This is a genomic window from Cellulomonas sp. NEAU-ZC6, from assembly GCF_056844425.1.
On sequence record NZ_JBXFYH010000004.1, the window covers coordinates 325,525 to 344,043 of the forward strand.

At 69.9% G+C, this 18,519-nt stretch carries 11 protein-coding genes, 1 tRNA gene, 3 rRNA genes and 1 other RNA gene; 14 read left to right on the plus strand and 2 right to left on the minus strand.

Translation table 11 applies throughout. From position 1 onward, the window contains the following. Positions 1-42 precede the first annotated feature (42 nt). The 3 genes from AC1050_RS17530 (at position 43) to AC1050_RS17540 (ending at position 3,076) form a co-directional block, all read left to right on the plus strand. Positions 43-1,032, plus strand: a complete 990-nt coding sequence (locus AC1050_RS17530; protein WP_482388690.1) for a carbohydrate ABC transporter permease — start codon at positions 43-45, stop codon at positions 1,030-1,032. After that, the gene (locus AC1050_RS17535; protein ID WP_482388691.1) at positions 1,029-1,994 is read left to right on the plus strand and encodes a carbohydrate ABC transporter permease; all 966 of its coding nucleotides are present in this window, start codon (positions 1,029-1,031) and stop codon (positions 1,992-1,994) included. The genes AC1050_RS17530 and AC1050_RS17535 overlap by 4 nt, the downstream gene beginning before the upstream one ends. 116 nt (positions 1,995-2,110) lie before the next feature. Beyond that, positions 2,111-3,076, plus strand: coding sequence for an EamA family transporter (locus AC1050_RS17540; protein ID WP_482388692.1), 966 nt, complete (start codon positions 2,111-2,113; stop codon positions 3,074-3,076). Between the two features lie 2 nt (positions 3,077-3,078). Here AC1050_RS17540 and AC1050_RS17545 read toward each other — a convergent pair whose 3' ends face one another. Next, the gene (locus AC1050_RS17545) at positions 3,079-3,654 is read right to left on the minus strand and encodes a bacterial proteasome activator family protein (protein ID WP_482388693.1); all 576 of its coding nucleotides are present in this window, start codon (positions 3,652-3,654) and stop codon (positions 3,079-3,081) included. A gap of 26 nt (positions 3,655-3,680) precedes the next feature. Beyond that, positions 3,681-4,664, minus strand: coding sequence for an NAD(P)H-quinone oxidoreductase (locus AC1050_RS17550; protein WP_482388694.1), 984 nt, complete (start codon positions 4,662-4,664; stop codon positions 3,681-3,683). Between the two features lie 172 nt (positions 4,665-4,836). Here AC1050_RS17550 and AC1050_RS17555 point away from each other — a divergent pair, with 172 nt between their 5' ends. The 11 genes from AC1050_RS17555 (at position 4,837) to rrf (ending at position 18,468) form a co-directional block, all read left to right on the plus strand. After that, positions 4,837-9,153, plus strand: a complete 4,317-nt coding sequence (locus AC1050_RS17555) for a sensor histidine kinase (protein ID WP_482388695.1) — start codon at positions 4,837-4,839, stop codon at positions 9,151-9,153. 49 nt (positions 9,154-9,202) lie between these two features. Continuing rightward, a complete protein-coding gene (locus AC1050_RS17560; RefSeq protein WP_482388696.1) occupies positions 9,203-9,652 on the plus strand; it encodes a roadblock/LC7 domain-containing protein in 450 nt (149 codons plus the stop codon). Between the two features lie 8 nt (positions 9,653-9,660). Then, positions 9,661-10,035 (plus strand): DUF742 domain-containing protein, encoded by a 375-nt coding sequence (locus AC1050_RS17565; RefSeq protein WP_482388697.1) that lies wholly within the window; start codon positions 9,661-9,663, stop codon positions 10,033-10,035. Beyond that, positions 10,016-10,663, plus strand: a complete 648-nt coding sequence (locus AC1050_RS17570; RefSeq protein ID WP_482388698.1) for a GTP-binding protein — start codon at positions 10,016-10,018, stop codon at positions 10,661-10,663. Before AC1050_RS17565 ends, AC1050_RS17570 begins: the two co-directional genes overlap by 20 nt. Before the next feature lie 36 nt (positions 10,664-10,699). Then, positions 10,700-11,146 (plus strand): PIN domain-containing protein, encoded by a 447-nt coding sequence (locus AC1050_RS17575; protein WP_482388699.1) that lies wholly within the window; start codon positions 10,700-10,702, stop codon positions 11,144-11,146. 10 nt (positions 11,147-11,156) lie between these two features. Continuing rightward, positions 11,157-11,957, plus strand: coding sequence for an SDR family NAD(P)-dependent oxidoreductase (locus AC1050_RS17580; protein WP_482388700.1), 801 nt, complete (start codon positions 11,157-11,159; stop codon positions 11,955-11,957). 48 nt (positions 11,958-12,005) lie between these two features. Beyond that, positions 12,006-12,097 (plus strand) — tRNA-Ser (locus AC1050_RS17585). Positions 12,098-12,154: 57 nt separating this feature from the next. Then, positions 12,155-12,541, plus strand: an RNA gene (rnpB, locus tag AC1050_RS17590) — RNase P RNA component class A. 718 nt (positions 12,542-13,259) lie between these two features. Beyond that, a 16S ribosomal RNA gene (locus AC1050_RS17595) occupies positions 13,260-14,780 on the plus strand. Between the two features lie 370 nt (positions 14,781-15,150). Then, positions 15,151-18,262: ribosomal RNA gene (locus AC1050_RS17600) — 23S ribosomal RNA — on the plus strand. An 89-nt stretch (positions 18,263-18,351) separates the two neighbouring features. Next, a 5S ribosomal RNA gene (rrf, locus tag AC1050_RS17605) occupies positions 18,352-18,468 on the plus strand. Together the 16S, 23S and 5S rRNA genes form the textbook arrangement of a ribosomal RNA operon. Positions 18,469-18,519: the final 51 nt, after the last annotated feature.

The window sequence follows — 18,519 nt, forward strand, 5'->3', positions numbered from 1 at the left end:
CTCGTCCGGCCGGGCCGAGCCGCCCTGGGCTCGGAGGGGCACATGGACTGGTTCACCGACGCGACGTCGGCGGGGCACAAGTTCGCGCTGATGTTCGTGGCGATCGCACTGTTCGTGGTGGTGATGGGCGCGATCCTGCTGCTGGTCGACCGCCCGAAGCGGATCCCGCGGTGGGTGGTGGCCGCCGCGTTCGCGGGCCCCGCGCTGCTGCTGCTGGCCTGGGGGCTGGTGCGGCCGGCACTCATCACCATCTGGAACTCGTTCTTCGACAAGCGGGGGAACTCGTTCGTCGGGCTGGACAACTACCAGCGGGCCCTCACCGAGGGCCAGTTCCAGGGCGTCCTGGCCAACACGGCCGTCTGGGTCATCCTGGTGCCGGTCGGCGCGACGCTGATCGGCCTGGTCTACGCGGTGCTGGTGGACCGCACCCGGTTCGAGCGGCTGGCCAAGGCGCTGGTCTTCATCCCGATGGCCATCTCCATGGTCGGGGCGTCGATCATCTGGAAGTTCGTCTACGAGTTCCGGCCGAACCAGCCGGGCGTCAGCCAGACCGGCCTGCTCAACCAGCTGCTGGTCTGGGTCGGGCTGGAGCCGCGGCAGTTCCTCATCGACTCCCCGCTGAACACGCTGATGCTCATCGTGGTGATGGTGTGGATCCAGACCGGGTTCGCGATGACGGTGCTGTCCGCGGCGATCAAGGCCATCCCGGACGACATCATCGAGGCCGCGCGGCTCGACGGGCTGCACGGCACCAAGATGTTCCGCTTCATCACGGTGCCGTCCATCCGGCCGGCCCTCGTCGTCGTGCTGACCACGATCGCGATCGGGACGCTCAAGGTGTTCGACATCGTCCGCACCATGACCGGCGGGCAGTTCGGCACCCAGGTCATCGCGAACGAGTTCTACACGCAGGCGTTCCGGCAGAACAACCAGGGCCTCAGCGCCGCGCTCGCGGTGATCCTGTTCATCCTGGTGGTGCCGATCGTCGTCTACAACGTGCGGCAGCTGCGCAAGTCGGAGGAGATCCGATGACGACCACACCCCTGCCCCCGACCGCCCCGGTCAACGAGGCGATCGACGAGACCGCCTCCGCGGACGGCCGGTCCCGGCGGATGAGCCGGCTCGAGAAGCGGGCCATCGCGACCAAGGGCAAGCTCTCGTCGCCCTGGGCGTCGTTCCTCGCGATCGTCATCGCGATCCTGTGGACCGTCCCGTCGATCGGCCTGCTCGTCACGTCGTTCCGCCCGGAGCTCGACATCCGCCGCTCCGGCTGGTGGACGGCCTTCGGCGGCCTGTTCAGCGGCGAGTCCGAGTTCACGCTGGACAACTACGAGCAGGCGCTCTTCGGGTCGGGCGCGAACCTGGCGGAGTACTTCGTCAACTCGTTCGTCATCACCATCCCGGCGGTGATCATCCCGATCACCATCGCGCTGCTCGCGGCCTACGCGTTCGCCTGGATCGACTTCCGGGGCCGCAGCATCCTGTTCGTCGCGGTGTTCGCGCTGCAGATCGTCCCGCTGCAGGTGGCGCTGGTGCCGCTGCTCACGGACTACGTGAACCTCGGCGTGAACGGCTCGTTCTGGACCGTGTGGCTGTCGCACGCGATCTTCGGGCTGCCGCTGGCGATCTTCCTGCTGCACAACTTCATGAAGGACATCCCGGCGTCCCTGGTGGAGGCGGCCCGCGTCGACGGCGCGGGGCACGTGAAGATCTTCTTCCGGGTGCTGCTGCCCCTGCTGGTGCCGGCCATCGCGGCGTTCGGCATCTTCCAGTTCCTCTGGGTGTGGAACGACCTGCTGGTCGGCCTCACGTTCGCCGGCACGGGGTCCCGGCCGCTGACCGTGGCGGTCGCCGAGATGGCGGGCTCCCGCGGCGGCGACTGGCACGTGCTCACCGCGGGCGCGTTCATCTCGATGGTCGTCCCGCTCATCGTGTTCATCTCGCTGCAGCGGTACTTCGTCCGCGGCCTGCTGGCCGGCTCCGTCAAGGGCTGACCGACCCTGCGTCGCCCACCCCTTCTCGCGTCGCCCCCGCTTCTTGCGGGGTGCGGCGCGAGACAGGGTGGGCGACGTCGTCGTCCGGGCCCGCGCCCGCCGTAGAGTGCGCTGCGGTGACGACGTCAGAGCAAGCCCCGGCCGCCCCGCGGCACACCGGGCTCGGCCGCGTCCCGGCCCCGGCCCTGTTCCTGGTCTCGGGGCTCGCGCAGTACGGCGGCGCGGCGCTCGCGGTCGCGCTGTTCGCGGTCATCGCCTCCCCGACGGTCGCCTGGCTCCGGATCGCCGTCGCCGCGCTCGTGCTGCTCGCGTGGCGCCGGCCCTGGCGCGCCCGGTGGAGCCGCGCCGACCTGCTCGCGGCCGTGGCCTTCGGCGTGGTGCTCGCCGCGATGAACGTGTCGTTCTACGTCGCGATCGACGTGCTGCCGCTGGGCACCGCCGTCGCGATCGAGTTCCTCGGCCCGGTGGCCGTCGCCGCCGTGGCCGGCCGGACCTGGCGCGAGCGGCTGGGCATCGTCGTGGCCGGGGCGGGGGTGGTGGCGCTCGCGGGCGTCGAGCTGACCACGGGCGGCGACGACGCGGTGCGCGGGCTGGTCGCCATCGGGATCGCGGCCGCCTGCTGGGCGGGGTACATCCTGCTCGGCCGCCGCGTGGCCCAGGGCGCCCGGGGCAGCCAGGGCGCTGCTCCGGCTGCCCCGGGCGCGGGCCGGGGCGCCGCGCGTCCCAGCGGCGTCGACTCCCTCGCCGTCGGCATGACCGCGGGCGCGCTCGTCGGCGCGCCGTTCCTCGCCGGGCCGGCGGCACCCGTGCTGCACGACGCGGGTCTCGCCGCCGCCGTCGTCGGGATCGCGGTGCTGTCGTCCGTCGTGCCCTACGGCATCGAGCAGGTCGTGCTCCGGCGGGTCACCGCCGCGACCTTCGCGGTGCTGCTCGCGATGCTGCCCGCGACCGCCGCCGTCGTGGGCGCGGTGGCGCTGCGGCAGTGGCCGCACGGCTGGGAGGTGGTCGGCCTCGCGTGCGTCTCGCTCGCGATCGTGCTGACCGCCGGCCGGCGCGCGCCCGCGGTCGAGCAGCCCGCCTAGCGCTACAGGTACTGCCCGGGGCCGGGATCGGCGCCGGGCACGCCGGGTCCGCCGGGGCCACCGGTCCCCGGGGCGCCGCCGTGCCCGCCCGGTCCGCCGGGCCCGCCCGGCAGCGCCCGCCGCATCTGCGTCAGCTGCGCCTGCGCCGCCATCTGCTGCGCCACCAGCGCCGTCTGGATGCCGTGGAACAGCCCCTCCAGCCAGCCGACCAGCTGCGCCTGCGCGATCCGCAGCTCGGCATCGCTCGGGGTCTGGTCGTCGGCGAGCGGCAGCGTGATCCGGTGCAGCTCGTCGATCAGCTCGGGGGACAGGCCGTCCTCGAGCTCGTGCAGCGAGCGCTCGTGCACCTCGGCCAGCCGGGCCCGGGCCGCGTCGTCGAGCGGGGCGGAGCGGACCTCCTCGAGGAGCTGCTTGATCATCGTGCCGATCCGCATCACCTTCGCGGGCTGCCCGACGGACGCGGGGCCGTCCGCCTCCGCGCCGGGCGTGGCGGTGCCGGCGGCGGGGTCGTCCTCGCCGACCACCACGACGCGCGGCTCCTGCGGTCCGGTCGTCCTCGGGTCGCTCATGCGGGCCATCCTCTCGCGCGGGGCGCCCGGCGTCATCAGGGGACGAGCAGCACCTTGCCGAACACCTCGCCCGAGTCCAGCAGGCGGTGGGCGTCGCCCGCGCGCGCCAGCGGCAGCCGCGCGTGCACCACGGGCCGCAGCCGGCCGTCCGTCAGCATCGGCCAGGCGTGCGCCCGCACGTCGGCGACGATCCGCTCCTTCTCCGCCGGCGGTCGCGCGCGCAGGGTCGTGCCGATCACGCTGGCGCGCCGGGCCATGAGCAGCCCCAGGTCGATCTCGCCGCGCGCTCCCCGCTGGGTCCCGATGACGACCAGCCGGCCGCCGGTCGCCAGCGTCGCGAGGTTGGTCGCCAGGCCACCAGCGCCGAGCACGTCGAGCACCACGTCGGCGCCGTGCCCACCGGTGGCCTCCCGCACGGCCGCGACGACGTCCTCGGTCCGGTGGTCGACCACCGTCCGAGCCCCGAGCTCACGGCACCGCCGCGCGCGCTCGGCCCCGCCGGCGGTCGCGACCACGTGCGCGCCCAGCGCCGCACCGAGCTGCACCGCCACCGAGCCGACGCCCCCGGACCCGCCCTGCACCAGCAGCACCTCGCCCGCGACCAGGCGTCCGGCGTCGACGACGTTCGTCCACGCCGTGAGCACCGCCTCCGGCAGCCCGGCGGCGTCGACCAGGTCGACCTCGTCCGGGACGGGCAGCAGCAGCCCGGTCGGCACCACGGCCGCGGTGGCGTAGCCGCCGCCCGGCAGCAGCGCCGCCACGCGGGCGCCGAGCGGCCACGCCGCGGCATCGACGCCAGGCCCGTGACCTGCGACGACGCCGGAGATCTCGAGCCCGGGCCACTCCGGGGCGCCGGGCGGCGGCGGGTACCGTCCCTCGCGCTGCAGCAGGTCCGCGCGGTTCACACCGGCGGCTGCCACCCGCACCAGGACCTCGCCCGGACCCGGCTCCGGGTCGGGCCGGTCGGCCACCTGGAGCTGCTCCGGACCACCGGACGTCTTGACCGCGACCACCTGCATCGTGCGAGCCTACGCACCGTGTCCTCGCAGGACACGGTGGATGAAACCGTCCGTAGCGCTCATGTCGGGGTGCAGGTGCGCCGATGAGGTCTCGACGGGTGCCCTGGAGGGGTGCTCGGGCCGGACGTGCGAACGACCGGCCGGACGACGAGGGATCGGGAGGCAGGTCGACATGCTGCGCAGGCTCGGCATCCGCGCCAAGGTGCTGGCGGTCCTCGCTGTGCCCGTGCTCGTCCTGCTGCTCACGGCGGCCTACATCACCGTGCAGTCGGTGAACGAGGCCCGCACCGCCCAGACCGTCAGCGACGTCGTCGACGTCCTCCCGCAGTACGCCCGCACCGCCGAGGCGCTGCAGCAGGAGCGCACGCTCTCGCTCCAGGTCGTCGGCGACCAGCCCCTCAGCGGGAACCTCGAGGTGGCGCGCGACGCGACGGACTCCGCCATCGCGGAGCTCGAGGCCTCGGTCCGCGACGTCGGCCTGTCCTCGCTGGACCCCCGCGTGTCGCAGGCGGTCGAGGACTCGCGCAACCAGCAGGTGCGGCTCGCCGACATCCGCGGGCGCATCGACTCCGGGTCCATCCCGACGTCCCTGGTCGACAGCAACTACACCGACATCGTCTCCGCCGAGAACGACGTGCCGGTCGTCGTGGCCGAGACGCTCTCCGAGCGCTCCCTGGCCTCCCAGATGTCCGCGTACGGCGCCATCGCCGACACCGTCGAGCAGGTGCTGCGCTCGCAGCCCACCGCCGTCGAGGTCCTGGACACCGACGGCGCCGACGCCTCGCAGGTCCGGGAGCTCGCGTCGTTCTTCGCGGTCCAGGACCAGGCCCGCACCGAGGCCCGCACGATCACGAACAACCTGCGCGTCGACGGCATCCAGCTGCCGTCGCGCGACGCCGACCTGACGGCGATGCAGCTGTCCCTGGTGTCCGGCAACGAGCTGACCGTGTCCGCGCTGGACCAGACCCGGTGGAACGGCCTGGTGAACGCCGAGCTCGCCGCGCTGCGCCCCGTCGCCACCGACCTGCTGGCCTCCGCCTCCGAGCGCGCCGGCACGATCGCGACCCAGGCGCAGGAGCAGGCGTGGATCACCGCCGGCAGCACCCTGGCCGCCGCCGCGCTGTCGATCGTCATCGCCTTCGTCGTCTCCCGCGGGATCGTCGTCCCGATGCGGCGCCTGACCGCCGCGGCCGGTGCCGTCCGCGAGGAGCTGCCGCGCCTGGTCGAGCAGGTGGCCGTCCCCGGCCAGACCCCCGACCTCTCGCTCGCCGACATCCCCGTCGAGTCCGAGGACGAGGTGGGCCGCCTGGCCCAGGCGTTCAACGACGTCAACGCCACCACCATCCAGGTGGCCCGCGAGCAGGCCGCGCTCCGTGGCTCCATCGCCGAGATGTTCGTCAACGTCGCCCGCCGCGACCAGGTGCTGCTCGGCCGCCAGCTGTCGTTCATCGACTCGCTGGAGCGCGCCGAGGAGGACCCGGCGACCCTGGCCAACCTGTTCCGCCTGGACCACCTCGCCACGCGTATGCGCCGCAACGCGGAGTCCCTGCTGGTGCTCGCCGGCATCGACTCCGGCCGCCGGCTGCGCGAGGCCATGCCGCTGTCCGACGTGGTCCGCACCGCCTCCTCCGAGATCGAGCAGTACGACCGCGTCCAGCTCGAGCTGCGCGCCGACCCGCTGATGCACGGCTTCAACGCCCTGTCCGCCGCGCACCTGCTGGCCGAGCTGCTCGAGAACGCGACCGTGTTCTCCGAGCCCGGCACGCCGGTCGTCGTGCAGACCGACGTCGACGGCGACCACGTGGTCGTCCGCGTCGTCGACCAGGGCCTCGGCATGTCGCCGGACGAGATCACCGCCGCCAACGCCACCATCGCCTCGACGTCCCCCACCGAGGCCCTCGGCGCCCAGCGCCTCGGCCTGTTCGTGGTGGCGCGCCTGGCCCAGCGCCTCGGCGCCCAGGTCCGGCTCGAGCGCGCGGTCGGCGCGGTCTCCGGCACCGCCGCCGTCGTCCGGTTCCCGGTCGGCCTGTTCACCGCCAACGACCCGGCCCTCACCGGCGGCCAGGGCGCCCCGCAGCGCTCCGCCGCGCCCACGACGGGCTCGCTGCCCCAGGTCGACGCGCCGGTCGCCGTGCCGGTCGACCTGGCCGCGCTGACCGACGGGTCCACCGGGACCGGCCTGCCGCGCCGCCGCACCGCCGACGCCCCGGCCGCCGCACCGGCCGCCCGCTCCGACGTGCCGACCGAGCAGGACGTCGTCCTCCCCGCGCCCACCGAGGCCACGCTCTCCCCGGAGATCGCCGCCGAGGCCTCGGGCTGGACCCCGCTGGTCGCGCCCGCCCCCGACGCCCCCGCGGCCCTGCCGTCGCGCGGCTCGCTGCCCACCCGCGGCGGCGGTCTCCCCGCCCGGGAGAGCGCCCTGCCCAGCCGGGAGAGCGCCCTGCCCGCCCGGACCCCGGCAGCCGCAGCGGGCGACGCGCCCGCCACCGTCCCGGCGCTGCCGGACGGTCCGCGCGGCGGCCTGTTCGCGGGCTTCCGCGGCCGCGACGCCGTCGCGGCGGCTGCCGCACCCACGGACGCCACCACCCCGCCCGCCGAGCCGGAGCAGACGCCCGAGGCCGGCACCGTGCCCGACGCGCCCGCCGAGGCCGCAGCGCCCGTGGGGACGTCGTCCCTCGCGGACCCGCTCGACCACGAGCCCGAGCTCAGCGCCGAGGACCACGCCCACCTGGACGCGCTGTCCGCGCCGCTGACGGCTGGTCTGCCCGTGGTGGCACCGACGGCCTCCGCCGAGCCGGCCGAGCCCGCGGTCGACGCGATCCCCGAGCCCGCCGCGACGCCCGAGCCCGAGCCCGAGCCGACCCCCGCGCCCGCGCTCGTCGTGCCCGGCCTGGTGCCGGACGAGCCCGTCGAGCCCGCGTGGAGCTCGTGGGCCGAGCCCGTCGCCACCGAGCCCGCGGCGAGCGAGCCCGTCCTGGATCCCCTCGCCACCGAGCCCGTCGCCGAGCCGTCCTGGGCCCCCGCGGCGCAGGCCGAGCCCGCGGCCGGCCTCGGCGCCGCGCCGATCGGCCGCGCGGACGACACGCAGTGGCTGGGTGCACCCGTGCCGCAGCAGCCCGCCCCGGAGGCGCCCGCGCCGTTCGGCCAGCCGGCCTCGTTCGCCCCGCCGGCCCCGGTCGCCCAGGCCCCGGCGGCCCCGGTCGCGCCGGCACCCGCCCCGCAGCCGCTCCCGGTCGCCGCGGCGCCGGCCCCCGTGCTGCCCGACTTCTCGTCGCTGCTGCAGGGCGCCGAGCCCGCCGAGCCCGCCAAGCGCGCCCGGCAGAAGCGGTCGTTCTTCTCGTTCCGCCGCAAGGACAAGGACGCCCCGGCGCCCGTCGAGGCCGGCCAGGCAGCGACGGCGCAGGCCCTGGCCGCGCCCGTCTCGCCCGCGTGGCCCGCGACGTCGGCTCCGGCCGGCGCCCCGGTCCCGGCACCGCAGGTGCCCGTGGCGGCGGCTCCGGTGGCTCCCGTGGTCCCGCAGGTCCCGGCTGCCGAGGCGCCCGCCGCCCCGCCGGCCGGTCAGACCTGGAGCCCGTCCGCGGCCTGGGCCCCGGCCACCGAGCAGCCGCGCACGCCGCTGACCCCCGCCGAGCCGACGTGGTCCGCCGCGCCCGCCAGCGAGTGGGGCTCGGCGCCGCAGGCGACGGACGCCCCGGGCTGGGGTGCGCCGGCCTCGGCCGCCGCCTACCCCGGTGCGGCCCCGCTGCCGGCTCCCGCGCAGCAGCACCTGCCGGCGCAGCCGGTCGCCCCGGCCTGGTCGGCCGCTCCCGCGCCCGCCGAGCCCGTGTGGTCCCCGGCCGCCCCCGCCGAGCCGGCGGAGCCCGCGGAGCCGGGCTGGGCCTCCGCCCCGGCCGCACCGCGGTCCGGCAGCCCGCTGCCGACCCGCACCCGGGGCGACGTCCCGCCCCCGGCCCCCGAGCCCGCCCCGTCCACCGGTCCGCGACCGCACCGCGACATCAGCGCGTGGGCGTCGTCCTGGTCGCCGGACGGCGGCAGCGTCCCGCAGCCGACCCCCGCGCCGTCCTGGTCCGCGCAGCCCGGTCCCGCGACCTCGGCCGCCCCGGCGGCGCCGGGTCCCCGCCCGGGCGGGATGGACACGGAGGCCGCGGCGATGCTCGGCCTGCGCGCCGACATCCAGGAGCAGGCCTTGAGCGAGCTGAGCCAGCTGTCCGCGTACCGGCCCCAGGTCGACGTGCCCGCCGGCGGCTCCCTCACCCGCCGCGTGCCGACCGCCATCCCGGCGGCACCCGAGATCTCGCAGCCCGAGCCCGGGCAGGCCACGGCGCGCGACGCCGACGGCCTGCGCGAGCGGCTGGCGAGCTTCCAGTCCGGTTCCCGGCGAGGGCGTCGTGCCCTCACGGAGCCCGGTCCGGGGCAGTCCGGCGACCAGCCGGAGCAGCCTCGCAGCGAGTCCGACCACCAGCCCGTCCCGCCGTCGCCGTCATGGTGACACCCGTCCCCGCAGCCGCAGCAGCGCCTGCATCACGTCAGGAGGATGTGTGACCACCCTCAGCACCGAGGCAGCCAACTTCGGCTGGCTCCTGGACAACTTCGTCCGGACCGTGCCCGGCACCCGGCACACGCTGGTGGTGTCGGCCGACGGTCTGCTCATGGCGATGTCCGAGCAGCTCGACCGCACCAGCGGCGACCAGCTCGCGGCCATCGTCGCGGGCATGTCGAGCCTCACCCGCGGGGCGGCGCGCCAGCTGCGCGCCGGCGACGTGCGCCAGTCGATCGTGGAGATGGACAACCTGTTCCTCTTCCTCATGAGCGTGTCCAACGGGTCCGTGCTCGCGGTCGTGGCCGAGGCCACCTGCGACGTCGGCCTGATCGGCTACGAGATGGCGATGCTGGTCTCGCGGACCGAGTCCACGCTCACCCCGCAGCTGATCAGCGAGATGCGCGGCACCCTGCCCGTCGACGGCGCCGTGCGCGCGCCCACCGTGTGAGGTAGCCCATGAGCGAGAGCGAGTTCGAGACCAGGACCGTGCGTCCGTACGCCCTCACGGGCGGCCGGGTGCGGTCCGACCGGTCCGACTACCCCCTCGAGGCCCTGGTCGAGATGCTGCCCGCAGCGGCGTCCGCGCAGGGGCTGACGCCGGAGAAGCGCGCGATCCTGCAGCACGCGTCGCACGGCTACATCTCGGTCGCCGAGCTGTCGGCGCTGCTGCACCTGCCCCTGGGCGTGACGCGCGTCGTCGTGTCCGACCTGGCGGACGCGGGATTCATCAAGGTCCACACGTCCGACCCGGTCGAGGCCACGACCGGCCAGTCGCCCGCCCTGTCCCTCAGCGTCCTGGAGAGTGTTCTCAATGGCATTTCCGCCCTCTGAGGCCGGCACCGCGACCGGCCAGGCCGCTGCCGTGCCCACCGCGCGCCCGTCGGGCGACTCCGGCGAGATGGGTGCTGCACCCACCGTCGTGAAGATCGTCGTGGCGGGTGGCTTCGCGGTCGGCAAGACGACCTTCATCGGGTCGATCTCGGACATCGAGCCGCTGAACACCGAGGCCGCGATGACCGAGCACTCGGTCGGCGTCGACGACGCGGGCGGCCAGACCGACCGCAAGACCTCGACCACGGTCGCGATGGACTTCGGTCGCATCGCGCTGCCGGGCTCGCTGTGGCTGTACCTGTTCGGCACCCCGGGCCAGGACCGGTTCCTGTTCATGTGGGACGACCTGGTGCGCGGCGCCATCGGCGCGGTCGTGCTGGTCGACACCGACCGGCTGGACCAGTGCTTCCCGGCGGTGGACTACTTCGAGTCCCGCGGCATCCCGTTCGTCGTGGGCGTGAACTGCTTCGACGGCGTGGCCAAGCACCGCCTGGAGGACGTGCGCGAGGCGCTCGCCATCCCGGCCCACGTCCCGGTCCTCTACACCGACGCACGGTCCCGCACCGCCACCAAGCAGACCCTGATCTCGCTGGTGCAGCTGGCCATGGAGCGGCTCCGCGGCGCGTGACGCCGCCGGCCCGCACGTCCCGATAGGGTTCGGGGCGTGCGGGTCTACGCCGACGGTTCGGCTCTGGTGCGCTACCTCCCGGCCCCGGACCACTCGGTCGACTGGCAGAGGTGGGCCGAGCAGCACGGACCCGATCTCCTGGTCACGTCGCTGTCGCTGATGGAGCTGCGCCACGCGCTCACCACGACGCCGGCGCACGTCCGCGCGCGCGTGCACGCCCTCGTCGACCGGCTCGAGGTCGTGCGCTACTCGGACCAGGCCGTCGCCGCGGCCGCGACGATCGACGCGGGGCTGTCGCCGTTCGCCTCCATCCACCTCGGCGTCGCGGTGGCGCATCCCGACGTCACCGCGTTCGCCTCCTACGACGGCCGGCTGGCCGACGCCGCCGCGACGCACGGGCTCGAGATCGTCTCGCCCGGCCTGGCCGACGGCTGGTGGCACGCGGGCACCCGGGCCGCTGCGCGTCCGCCCGCGCTGTCCTAGCGTCAGGGTCATGACGCAGCTCGACCTCGCCGGGAAGACGGCGCTCGTGACCGGGTCCACGCAGGGCATCGGGGCCGCCATCGCGCTCGGGCTGGCCCGCGCGGGCGCGCGGGTGGCGGTGAACGGCCGCACCGCGACGTCCGTGCAGGCGGCGCTGTCCGAGCTGTCCGCGTCGCAGGACGTGCCGGGATCCTTCGTCGCCGCACCGGGCGACGTGACCACCGACGACGGCGTCGCCGCCGTGCGGGGTGTGGTGCCCGACGTCGACGTCCTGGTCAACAACCTCGGCATCTTCGGCGCCCGGCCGGCGCTGGAGATCACCGACGACGACTGGCGCCGCTACTTCGAGGTCAACGTCCTCGCCGCCGTCCGGCTGATCCGCGCGTACCTGCCGGGTATGACCGGCTTGGGCTGGGGCCGGGTGCTGAACATCGCGAGCGACTCGGCCGTGGTCATCCCGGCCGAGATGATCCACTACGGCGTGTCCAAGACCGCGCTGCTCGCGGTGTCCCGCGGCTTCGCGAAGGAGGCCGCGGGGACGGGCGTCACGGTCAACTCGGTGATCGCCGGCCCGACGCACACGGGTGGCGTCGAGGACTTCGTCTACTCCCTGGTCGACCGGTCGCTGCCCTGGGACGAGGCGCAGCGGGAGTTCATGCGCGTGCACCGCCCGCAGTCGCTGCTGCAGCGGCTCATCGAGCCCGAGGAGATCGCGCACATGGTGGTGTACCTGGCCTCCCCGCTCGCGTCGGCGACCACCGGCGGCGCGGTGCGGGTGGACGGCGGGTACGTGGACGCGATCCTGCCGTGATCCCCCGGGGGCGGCGCCGGGCCGCTGGTAGGGTCGCGGCGCAGCACGGGAGGGCTGGCTGAGCGGCCGAAAGCGACGGTCTTGAAAACCGTTGGGGCGGGACAACCCCGTCCTCGTGGGTTCGAATCCCACGCCCTCCGCACCGCAGCCCGGCCTGCCCGTCGCGCCCGGCGCCGGTGTAGTCTGACCGGCGCGGATGAGCTGGACAGGCGGCCGCGTCGGGCCCTCGGGCCCGCCGAGGAACGTCCGGGCTCCACAGGGCAGGGTGGTGGGTAACGCCCACCCGGGGTGACCCGCGGGACAGTGCCACAGAAAGCAGACCGCCGTCGTACGCCCCTCGGGACGTGCGGCGGTAAGGGTGAAACGGTGGTGTAAGAGACCACCAGCGTGCCGGGTGACCGGTACGGCTCGGTAAACCCCACCCGGAGCAAGGCCAGACAGGGAGCGTCCGAGGGCTGCTCGCCCGAGCTCCCGGGTAGGCCGCTGGAGGCGTGCGGCGACGCACGTCGTAGATGGATGGTCGCCACCCGCACCGGGGCAACCGGGTGCGGGGACAGAACCCGGCGTATCGGCCAGCTCATCCGCACCCGCACGGCTCCGGACCAGGCCAGTTGACGCCGGCCCGGTGGCAGCGTAATGTTCTCGAGGTTGCCCGCCAGGGAGGAACAGACACCGAGCTCGGCTCGGAGGCTGGTCCCGGAGGGCGACCACCCCCCAGCAGGACCTCGAGGCGCTTCGGCGTCCCCACGGTCGTGCGGGCCGGGCCTCGACGTGACGGACACCGCATGGAATGCGGCAAAAGCACGGCGGAAAGCCCGGTAGAGTGGAGGAACGCAAAGCCGGAATGCATGAGGCCGGCAGAGCGGGCCAGAATCTCTGGTAGAGTCGAGAAACGTCAGGCCGCTCGTAAGAACGGCAGGACGGAAGACAGGCTCTGATAGAGTTCGGGTCAGCGAGAACGCGGAATGCCGCGGACGAGCGGACCAGGAACTCTGGTAGATTGGAAAGAGGCCTCCGGCCGCGAAGCCCGCAAGGGTGAGTGGGGGATGCGCGTCTGTTCTTTGAGAACTCAACAGTGTGCCTAAGTAGTTGATGCCATATCGGTGCATCGGCTCGGGTGGTTGCCTCGTTCGGGGTGGCTTTCAGAGTTGGTGTGCTTTTTTGGTGTCGTGGGTCTGGCCCTGCTCCGTCTGGGTCGGCCCGCACAGCCATGTTGAACTGGCTGCCCCTTCGTCAGCGTGGGGGTGGTCGTTTCGTGTGTCGGTGGACTGCTGCCTTCGGGTGGTGGTTGCCATGTAGACATCAACGGAGAGTTTGATTCTGGCTCAGGACGAACGCTGGCGGCGTGCTTAACACATGCAAGTCGAACGGTGAAGCCCAGCTTGCTGGGTGGATCAGTGGCGAACGGGTGAGTAACACGTGAGTAACCTGCCCCTGACTCTGGGATAAGCCTTGGAAACGAGGTCTAATACCGGATACGAGACGCTCGGGCATCCGAAGTGTCTGGAAAGATTTATCGGTCAGGGATGGACTCGCGGCCTATCAGCTTGTTGGTGGGGTAGTGGCCCACCAAGGCGACGACGGGTAGCCGGCCTGAGAGGGCGACCGGCCACACTGGGACTGAGACACGGCCCAGACTCCTACGGGAGGCAGCAGTGGGGAATATTGCACAATGGGCGCAAGCCTGATGCAGCGACGCCGCGTGAGGGATGAAGGCCTTCGGGTTGTAAACCTCTTTCAGCAGGGAAGAAGCGCAAGTGACGGTACCTGCAGAAGAAGCGCCGGCTAACTACGTGCCAGCAGCCGCGGTAATACGTAGGGCGCAAGCGTTGTCCGGAATTATTGGGCGTAAAGAGCTCGTAGGCGGTTTGTCGCGTCTGCTGTGAAAACTCGAGGCTCAACCTCGGGCTTGCAGTGGGTACGGGCAGACTAGAGTGCGGTAGGGGTGACTGGAATTCCTGGTGTAGCGGTGGAATGCGCAGATATCAGGAGGAACACCGATGGCGAAGGCAGGTCACTGGGCCGCAACTGACGCTGAGGAGCGAAAGCATGGGGAGCGAACAGGATTAGATACCCTGGTAGTCCATGCCGTAAACGTTGGGCACTAGGTGTGGGGCTCATTCCACGAGTTCCGTGCCGCAGCAAACGCATTAAGTGCCCCGCCTGGGGAGTACGGCCGCAAGGCTAAAACTCAAAGAAATTGACGGGGGCCCGCACAAGCGGCGGAGCATGCGGATTAATTCGATGCAACGCGAAGAACCTTACCAAGGCTTGACATACACCGGAAACTTCCAGAGATGGTTGCCCCGCAAGGTCGGTGTACAGGTGGTGCATGGTTGTCGTCAGCTCGTGTCGTGAGATGTTGGGTTAAGTCCCGCAACGAGCGCAACCCTCGTCCTATGTTGCCAGCGGGTCATGCCGGGGACTCATAGGAGACTGCCGGGGTCAACTCGGAGGAAGGTGGGGATGACGTCAAATCATCATGCCCCTTATGTCTTGGGCTTCACGCATGCTACAATGGCCGGTACAAAGGGCTGCGATACCGCGAGGTGGAGCGAATCCCAAAAAGCCGGTCTCAGTTCGGATTGGGGTCTGCAACTCGACCCCATGAAGTCGGAGTCGCTAGTAATCGCAGATCAGCAACGCTGCGGTGAATACGTTCCCGGGCCTTGTACACACCGCCCGTCAAGTCACGAAAGTCGGTAACACCCGAAGCCGGTGGCCCAACCCTTGTGGGGGGAGCCGTCGAAGGTGGGACTGGCGATTGGGACTAAGTCGTAACAAGGTAGCCGTACCGGAAGGTGCGGCTGGATCACCTCCTTTCTAAGGAGCTTCTGACGCTCTGCCTGGTGCAGGGTGTGCAGAGACCAGGCCCGGACCGTACGCGTTCGGGGTGGTGCTCACGGGTGGAACATCAACTACGGCGACCTCTTGCTGGGTCGGCATCGCGTCAGTACTCCGCCTTCGGGTGGTCGGAACCTCGCACCGCTGATCTGGTCGGGTCGCCTGGGCACGCTGTTGGGTCCTGAGGGAACAGCCCGCTTTGGGGGTGTTGCTTCATGACGGGCCCGGTCGGTCGGTCGAACCGCTCACACCAGCTGGTGGGGGCAGGCGCCGGCGGAAGACCTGGGGATCGTTCGTTGTTTGAGAACTGCACAGTGGACGCGAGCATCTTTTAAAGTAATGTCTTTGTGGTCAAGTTTTTAAGGGCACAGGGTGGATGCCTTGGCACTAGGAGCCGAAGAAGGACGTTGTAGCCTGCGATAAGCCTCGGGGAGTTGGCAAACGAACCGTGATCCGAGGATGTCCGAATGGGGAAACCCCGCACGAGTCATGTCGTGTGACCCGCACCTGAATATATAGGGTGTGTGGAGGGAACGCCGGGAAGTGAAACATCTCAGTACCGGCAGGAAGAGATATTCCGTGAGTAGTGGCGAGCGAAAGCGGATGAGGCCAAACCGTATGCGTGCCAAGCCGGCAGGCGTTGCGTGTACGGGGTTGTGGGACCTTTCCGATGGATCTGCCGATCCGTCAGGGAGTCAGAAAGCCGCGTTATAGTCGAAGGGCATTGAAAGGCCCGGCACAGAGGGTGGTACCCCCGTAGACGAAATGACGTGGCCTCCCGAAGGGGATCCCAAGTAGCACGGGGCCCGAGAAATCCCGTGTGAATCTGGCAAGACCACTTGCTAAGCCTAAATACTACCTAGTGACCGATAGCGGACAAGTACCGTGAGGGAAAGGTGAAAAGTACCCCGGGAGGGGAGTGAAATAGTACCTGAAACCGTGTGCCTACAATCCGTCGGAGCCTCCCTAGCAGGGGTGACGGCGTGCCTTTTGAAGAATGAGCCTGCGAGTTAGTGGTACGTGGCGAGGTTAACCCGTGTGGGGAAGCCGTAGCGAAAGCGAGTCCGAATAGGGCGATACAGTCGCGTGCTCTAGACCCGAAGCGAAGTGATCTAGCCATGGGCAGGTTGAAGCGCGGGTAAGACCGCGTGGAGGACCGAACCCACCTGGGTTGAAAACCGGGGGGATGACCTGTGGTTAGGGGTGAAAGGCCAATCAAACTTCGTGATAGCTGGTTCTCCCCGAAATGCATTTAGGTGCAGCGTCACGTGTTTCTTGCCGGAGGTAGAGCTACTGGATAGCCGATGGGCCCCACCAGGTTACTGACGTTAGCCAAACTCCGAATGCCGGTAAGTGAGAGCGTGGCAGTGAGACTGCGGGGGATAAGCTCCGTAGTCGAGAGGGAAACAGCCCAGACCACCAGCTAAGGCCCCTAAGCGTATGCTAAGTGGGAAAGGATGTGGAGTTGCACAGACAACCAGGAGGTTGGCTTAGAAGCAGCCACCCTTGAAAGAGTGCGTAATAGCTCACTGGTCAAGTGATTCCGCGCCGACAATGTAGCGGGGCTCAAGTATACCGCCGAAGCTGTGGCATTCACATTTCAGGCAGGCCTTCGTGGTCCAGCCGTGTGGATGGGTAGGGGAGCGTCGTGTGGCGGGTGAAGCTGCGGGGTAACCCAGTGGTGGACGCCACACGAGTGAGAATGCAGGCATGAGTAGCGAATGACGGGTGAGAAACCCGTCCGCCGAATGATCAAGGGTTCCAGGGCCAGGCTAATCCGCCCTGGGTAAGTCGGGACCTAAGGCGAGGCCGACAGGCGTAGTCGATGGACAACGGGTTGATATTCCCGTACCGGCGAAGAACCGCCCATACCGAGCCCGGTGATGCTAAACGCCCGAGCCGCCGCACCGACTCCTTCGGGAGTCACCGCGGCGGGGAGCGCGTGACCCGATCCGGTAGTAGGTAAGCGTATTAACAGGAGTGACGCAGGAAGGTAGCCCAGCGTGGCGATGGTAGTCCACGTCCAAGGCCGTAGGGCGAGTGGTAGGCAAATCCGCCACTCACATAGCCTGAGAACCGATGGTGACAGCGTATGCTGGATGATTGGGTGATCCTATGCTGCCGAGAAAAGCTTCGACGCGAGGTTCTAGCCGCCCGTACCCTAAACCGACTCAGGTGATCAGGTAGAGAATACCAAGGCGATCGAGAGAATCGTGGTTAAGGAACTCGGCAAAATGCCCCCGTAACTTCGGGAGAAGGGGGGCCTGAAGCGTGTACCGGCTTGCCCGGGAAGCGTGGAGGGCCGCAGAGACCAGGGGGAAGCGACTGTTTACTAAAAACACAGGTCCGTGCGAAGTCGCAAGACGATGTATACGGACTGACGCCTGCCCGGTGCTGGAAGGTTAAGAGGACGGGTCAGCCGCAAGGCGAAGCTCAGAATTTAAGCCCCAGTAAACGGCGGTGGTAACTATAACCATCCTAAGGTAGCGAAATTCCTTGTCGGGTAAGTTCCGACCTGCACGAATGGCGTAACGACTTCCCCGCTGTCTCAACCGCGAACTCGGCGAAATTGCACTACGAGTAAAGATGCTCGTTACGCGCAGCAGGACGGAAAGACCCCGGGACCTTTACTATAGTTTGGTATTGGTGTTCGGTGCGGCTTGTGTAGGATAGGTGGGAGACTGTGAAGCCGGCACGCCAGTGTCGGTGGAGTCAACGTTGAAATACCACTCTGGTCGCTCTGGATATCTAACCTCGGTCCGTGATCCGGATCAGGGACAGTGCCTGATGGGTAGTTTAACTGGGGCGGTTGCCTCCTAAAATGTAACGGAGGCGCTCAAAGGTTCCCTCAGCCTGGTTGGCAATCAGGTGGCGAGTGCAAGTGCACAAGGGAGCTTGACTGTGAGACTGACAGGTCGAGCAGGGACGAAAGTCGGAACTAGTGATCCGGCGGTGGCTTGTGGAAGCGCCGTCGCTCAACGGATAAAAGGTACCCCGGGGATAACAGGCTGATCTTGCCCAAGAGTCCATATCGACGGCATGGTTTGGCACCTCGATGTCGGCTCGTCGCATCCTGGGGCTGGAGTAGGTCCCAAGGGTTGGGCTGTTCGCCCATTAAAGCGGTACGCGAGCTGGGTTTAGAACGTCGTGAGACAGTTCGGTCCCTATCCGCTGCGCGCGCAGGAAACTTGAGAAGGGCTGTCCCTAGTACGAGAGGACCGGGACGGACGAACCTCTGGTGTGCCAGTTGTTCCGCCAGGAGCACGGCTGGTTGGCTACGTTCGGAAGGGATAACCGCTGAAAGCATCTAAGCGGGAAGCCTGCTTCAAGATGAGGTTTCCACGCCCCCTCGAGGGGTGAGAGGCTCCCGGCTAGACCACCGGGTAGATAGGCCGGATGTGGAAGGCAGGACGCAAGACTGCCGCAGCTGACCGGTACTAATAAGCCGACAACTTCACCACAACACTTTGTGTTGCTACGCGTCCACTGTGCGGTTCCCGAACCACGAGCACCCTGCCGTCAGGTATGTGCTTTGACAGTTCGACAGAGTTACGGCGGTCATAGCGAAGGGGAAACGCCCGGTCCCATTCCGAACCCGGAAGCTAAGCCCTTCAGCGCCGATGGTACTGCACTCGCCAGGGTGTGGGAGAGTAGGACGCCGCCGGACATCCATTCACGAAGAGCCACCCCGCAAGGGGTGGCTCTTCGTGTTTCCCGG

Coding starts and splice junctions, on each gene's coding strand:
- AC1050_RS17530 (WP_482388690.1), top strand. CDS start 43: ATGGACTGGTTCACCGACGCGACGTCGGCGGGGCACAAGTTCGCGCTG.
- AC1050_RS17535 (WP_482388691.1), top strand. CDS start 1,029: ATGACGACCACACCCCTGCCCCCGACCGCCCCGGTCAACGAGGCGATC.
- AC1050_RS17545 (WP_482388693.1), bottom strand. CDS start 3,654: ATGGCCCGCATGAGCGACCCGAGGACGACCGGACCGCAGGAGCCGCGC.
- AC1050_RS17550 (WP_482388694.1), bottom strand. CDS start 4,664: ATGCAGGTGGTCGCGGTCAAGACGTCCGGTGGTCCGGAGCAGCTCCAG.
- AC1050_RS17555 (WP_482388695.1), top strand. CDS start 4,837: ATGCTGCGCAGGCTCGGCATCCGCGCCAAGGTGCTGGCGGTCCTCGCT.
- AC1050_RS17565 (WP_482388697.1), top strand. CDS start 9,661: ATGAGCGAGAGCGAGTTCGAGACCAGGACCGTGCGTCCGTACGCCCTC.
- AC1050_RS17570 (WP_482388698.1), top strand. CDS start 10,016: ATGGCATTTCCGCCCTCTGAGGCCGGCACCGCGACCGGCCAGGCCGCT.
- AC1050_RS17580 (WP_482388700.1), top strand. CDS start 11,157: ATGACGCAGCTCGACCTCGCCGGGAAGACGGCGCTCGTGACCGGGTCC.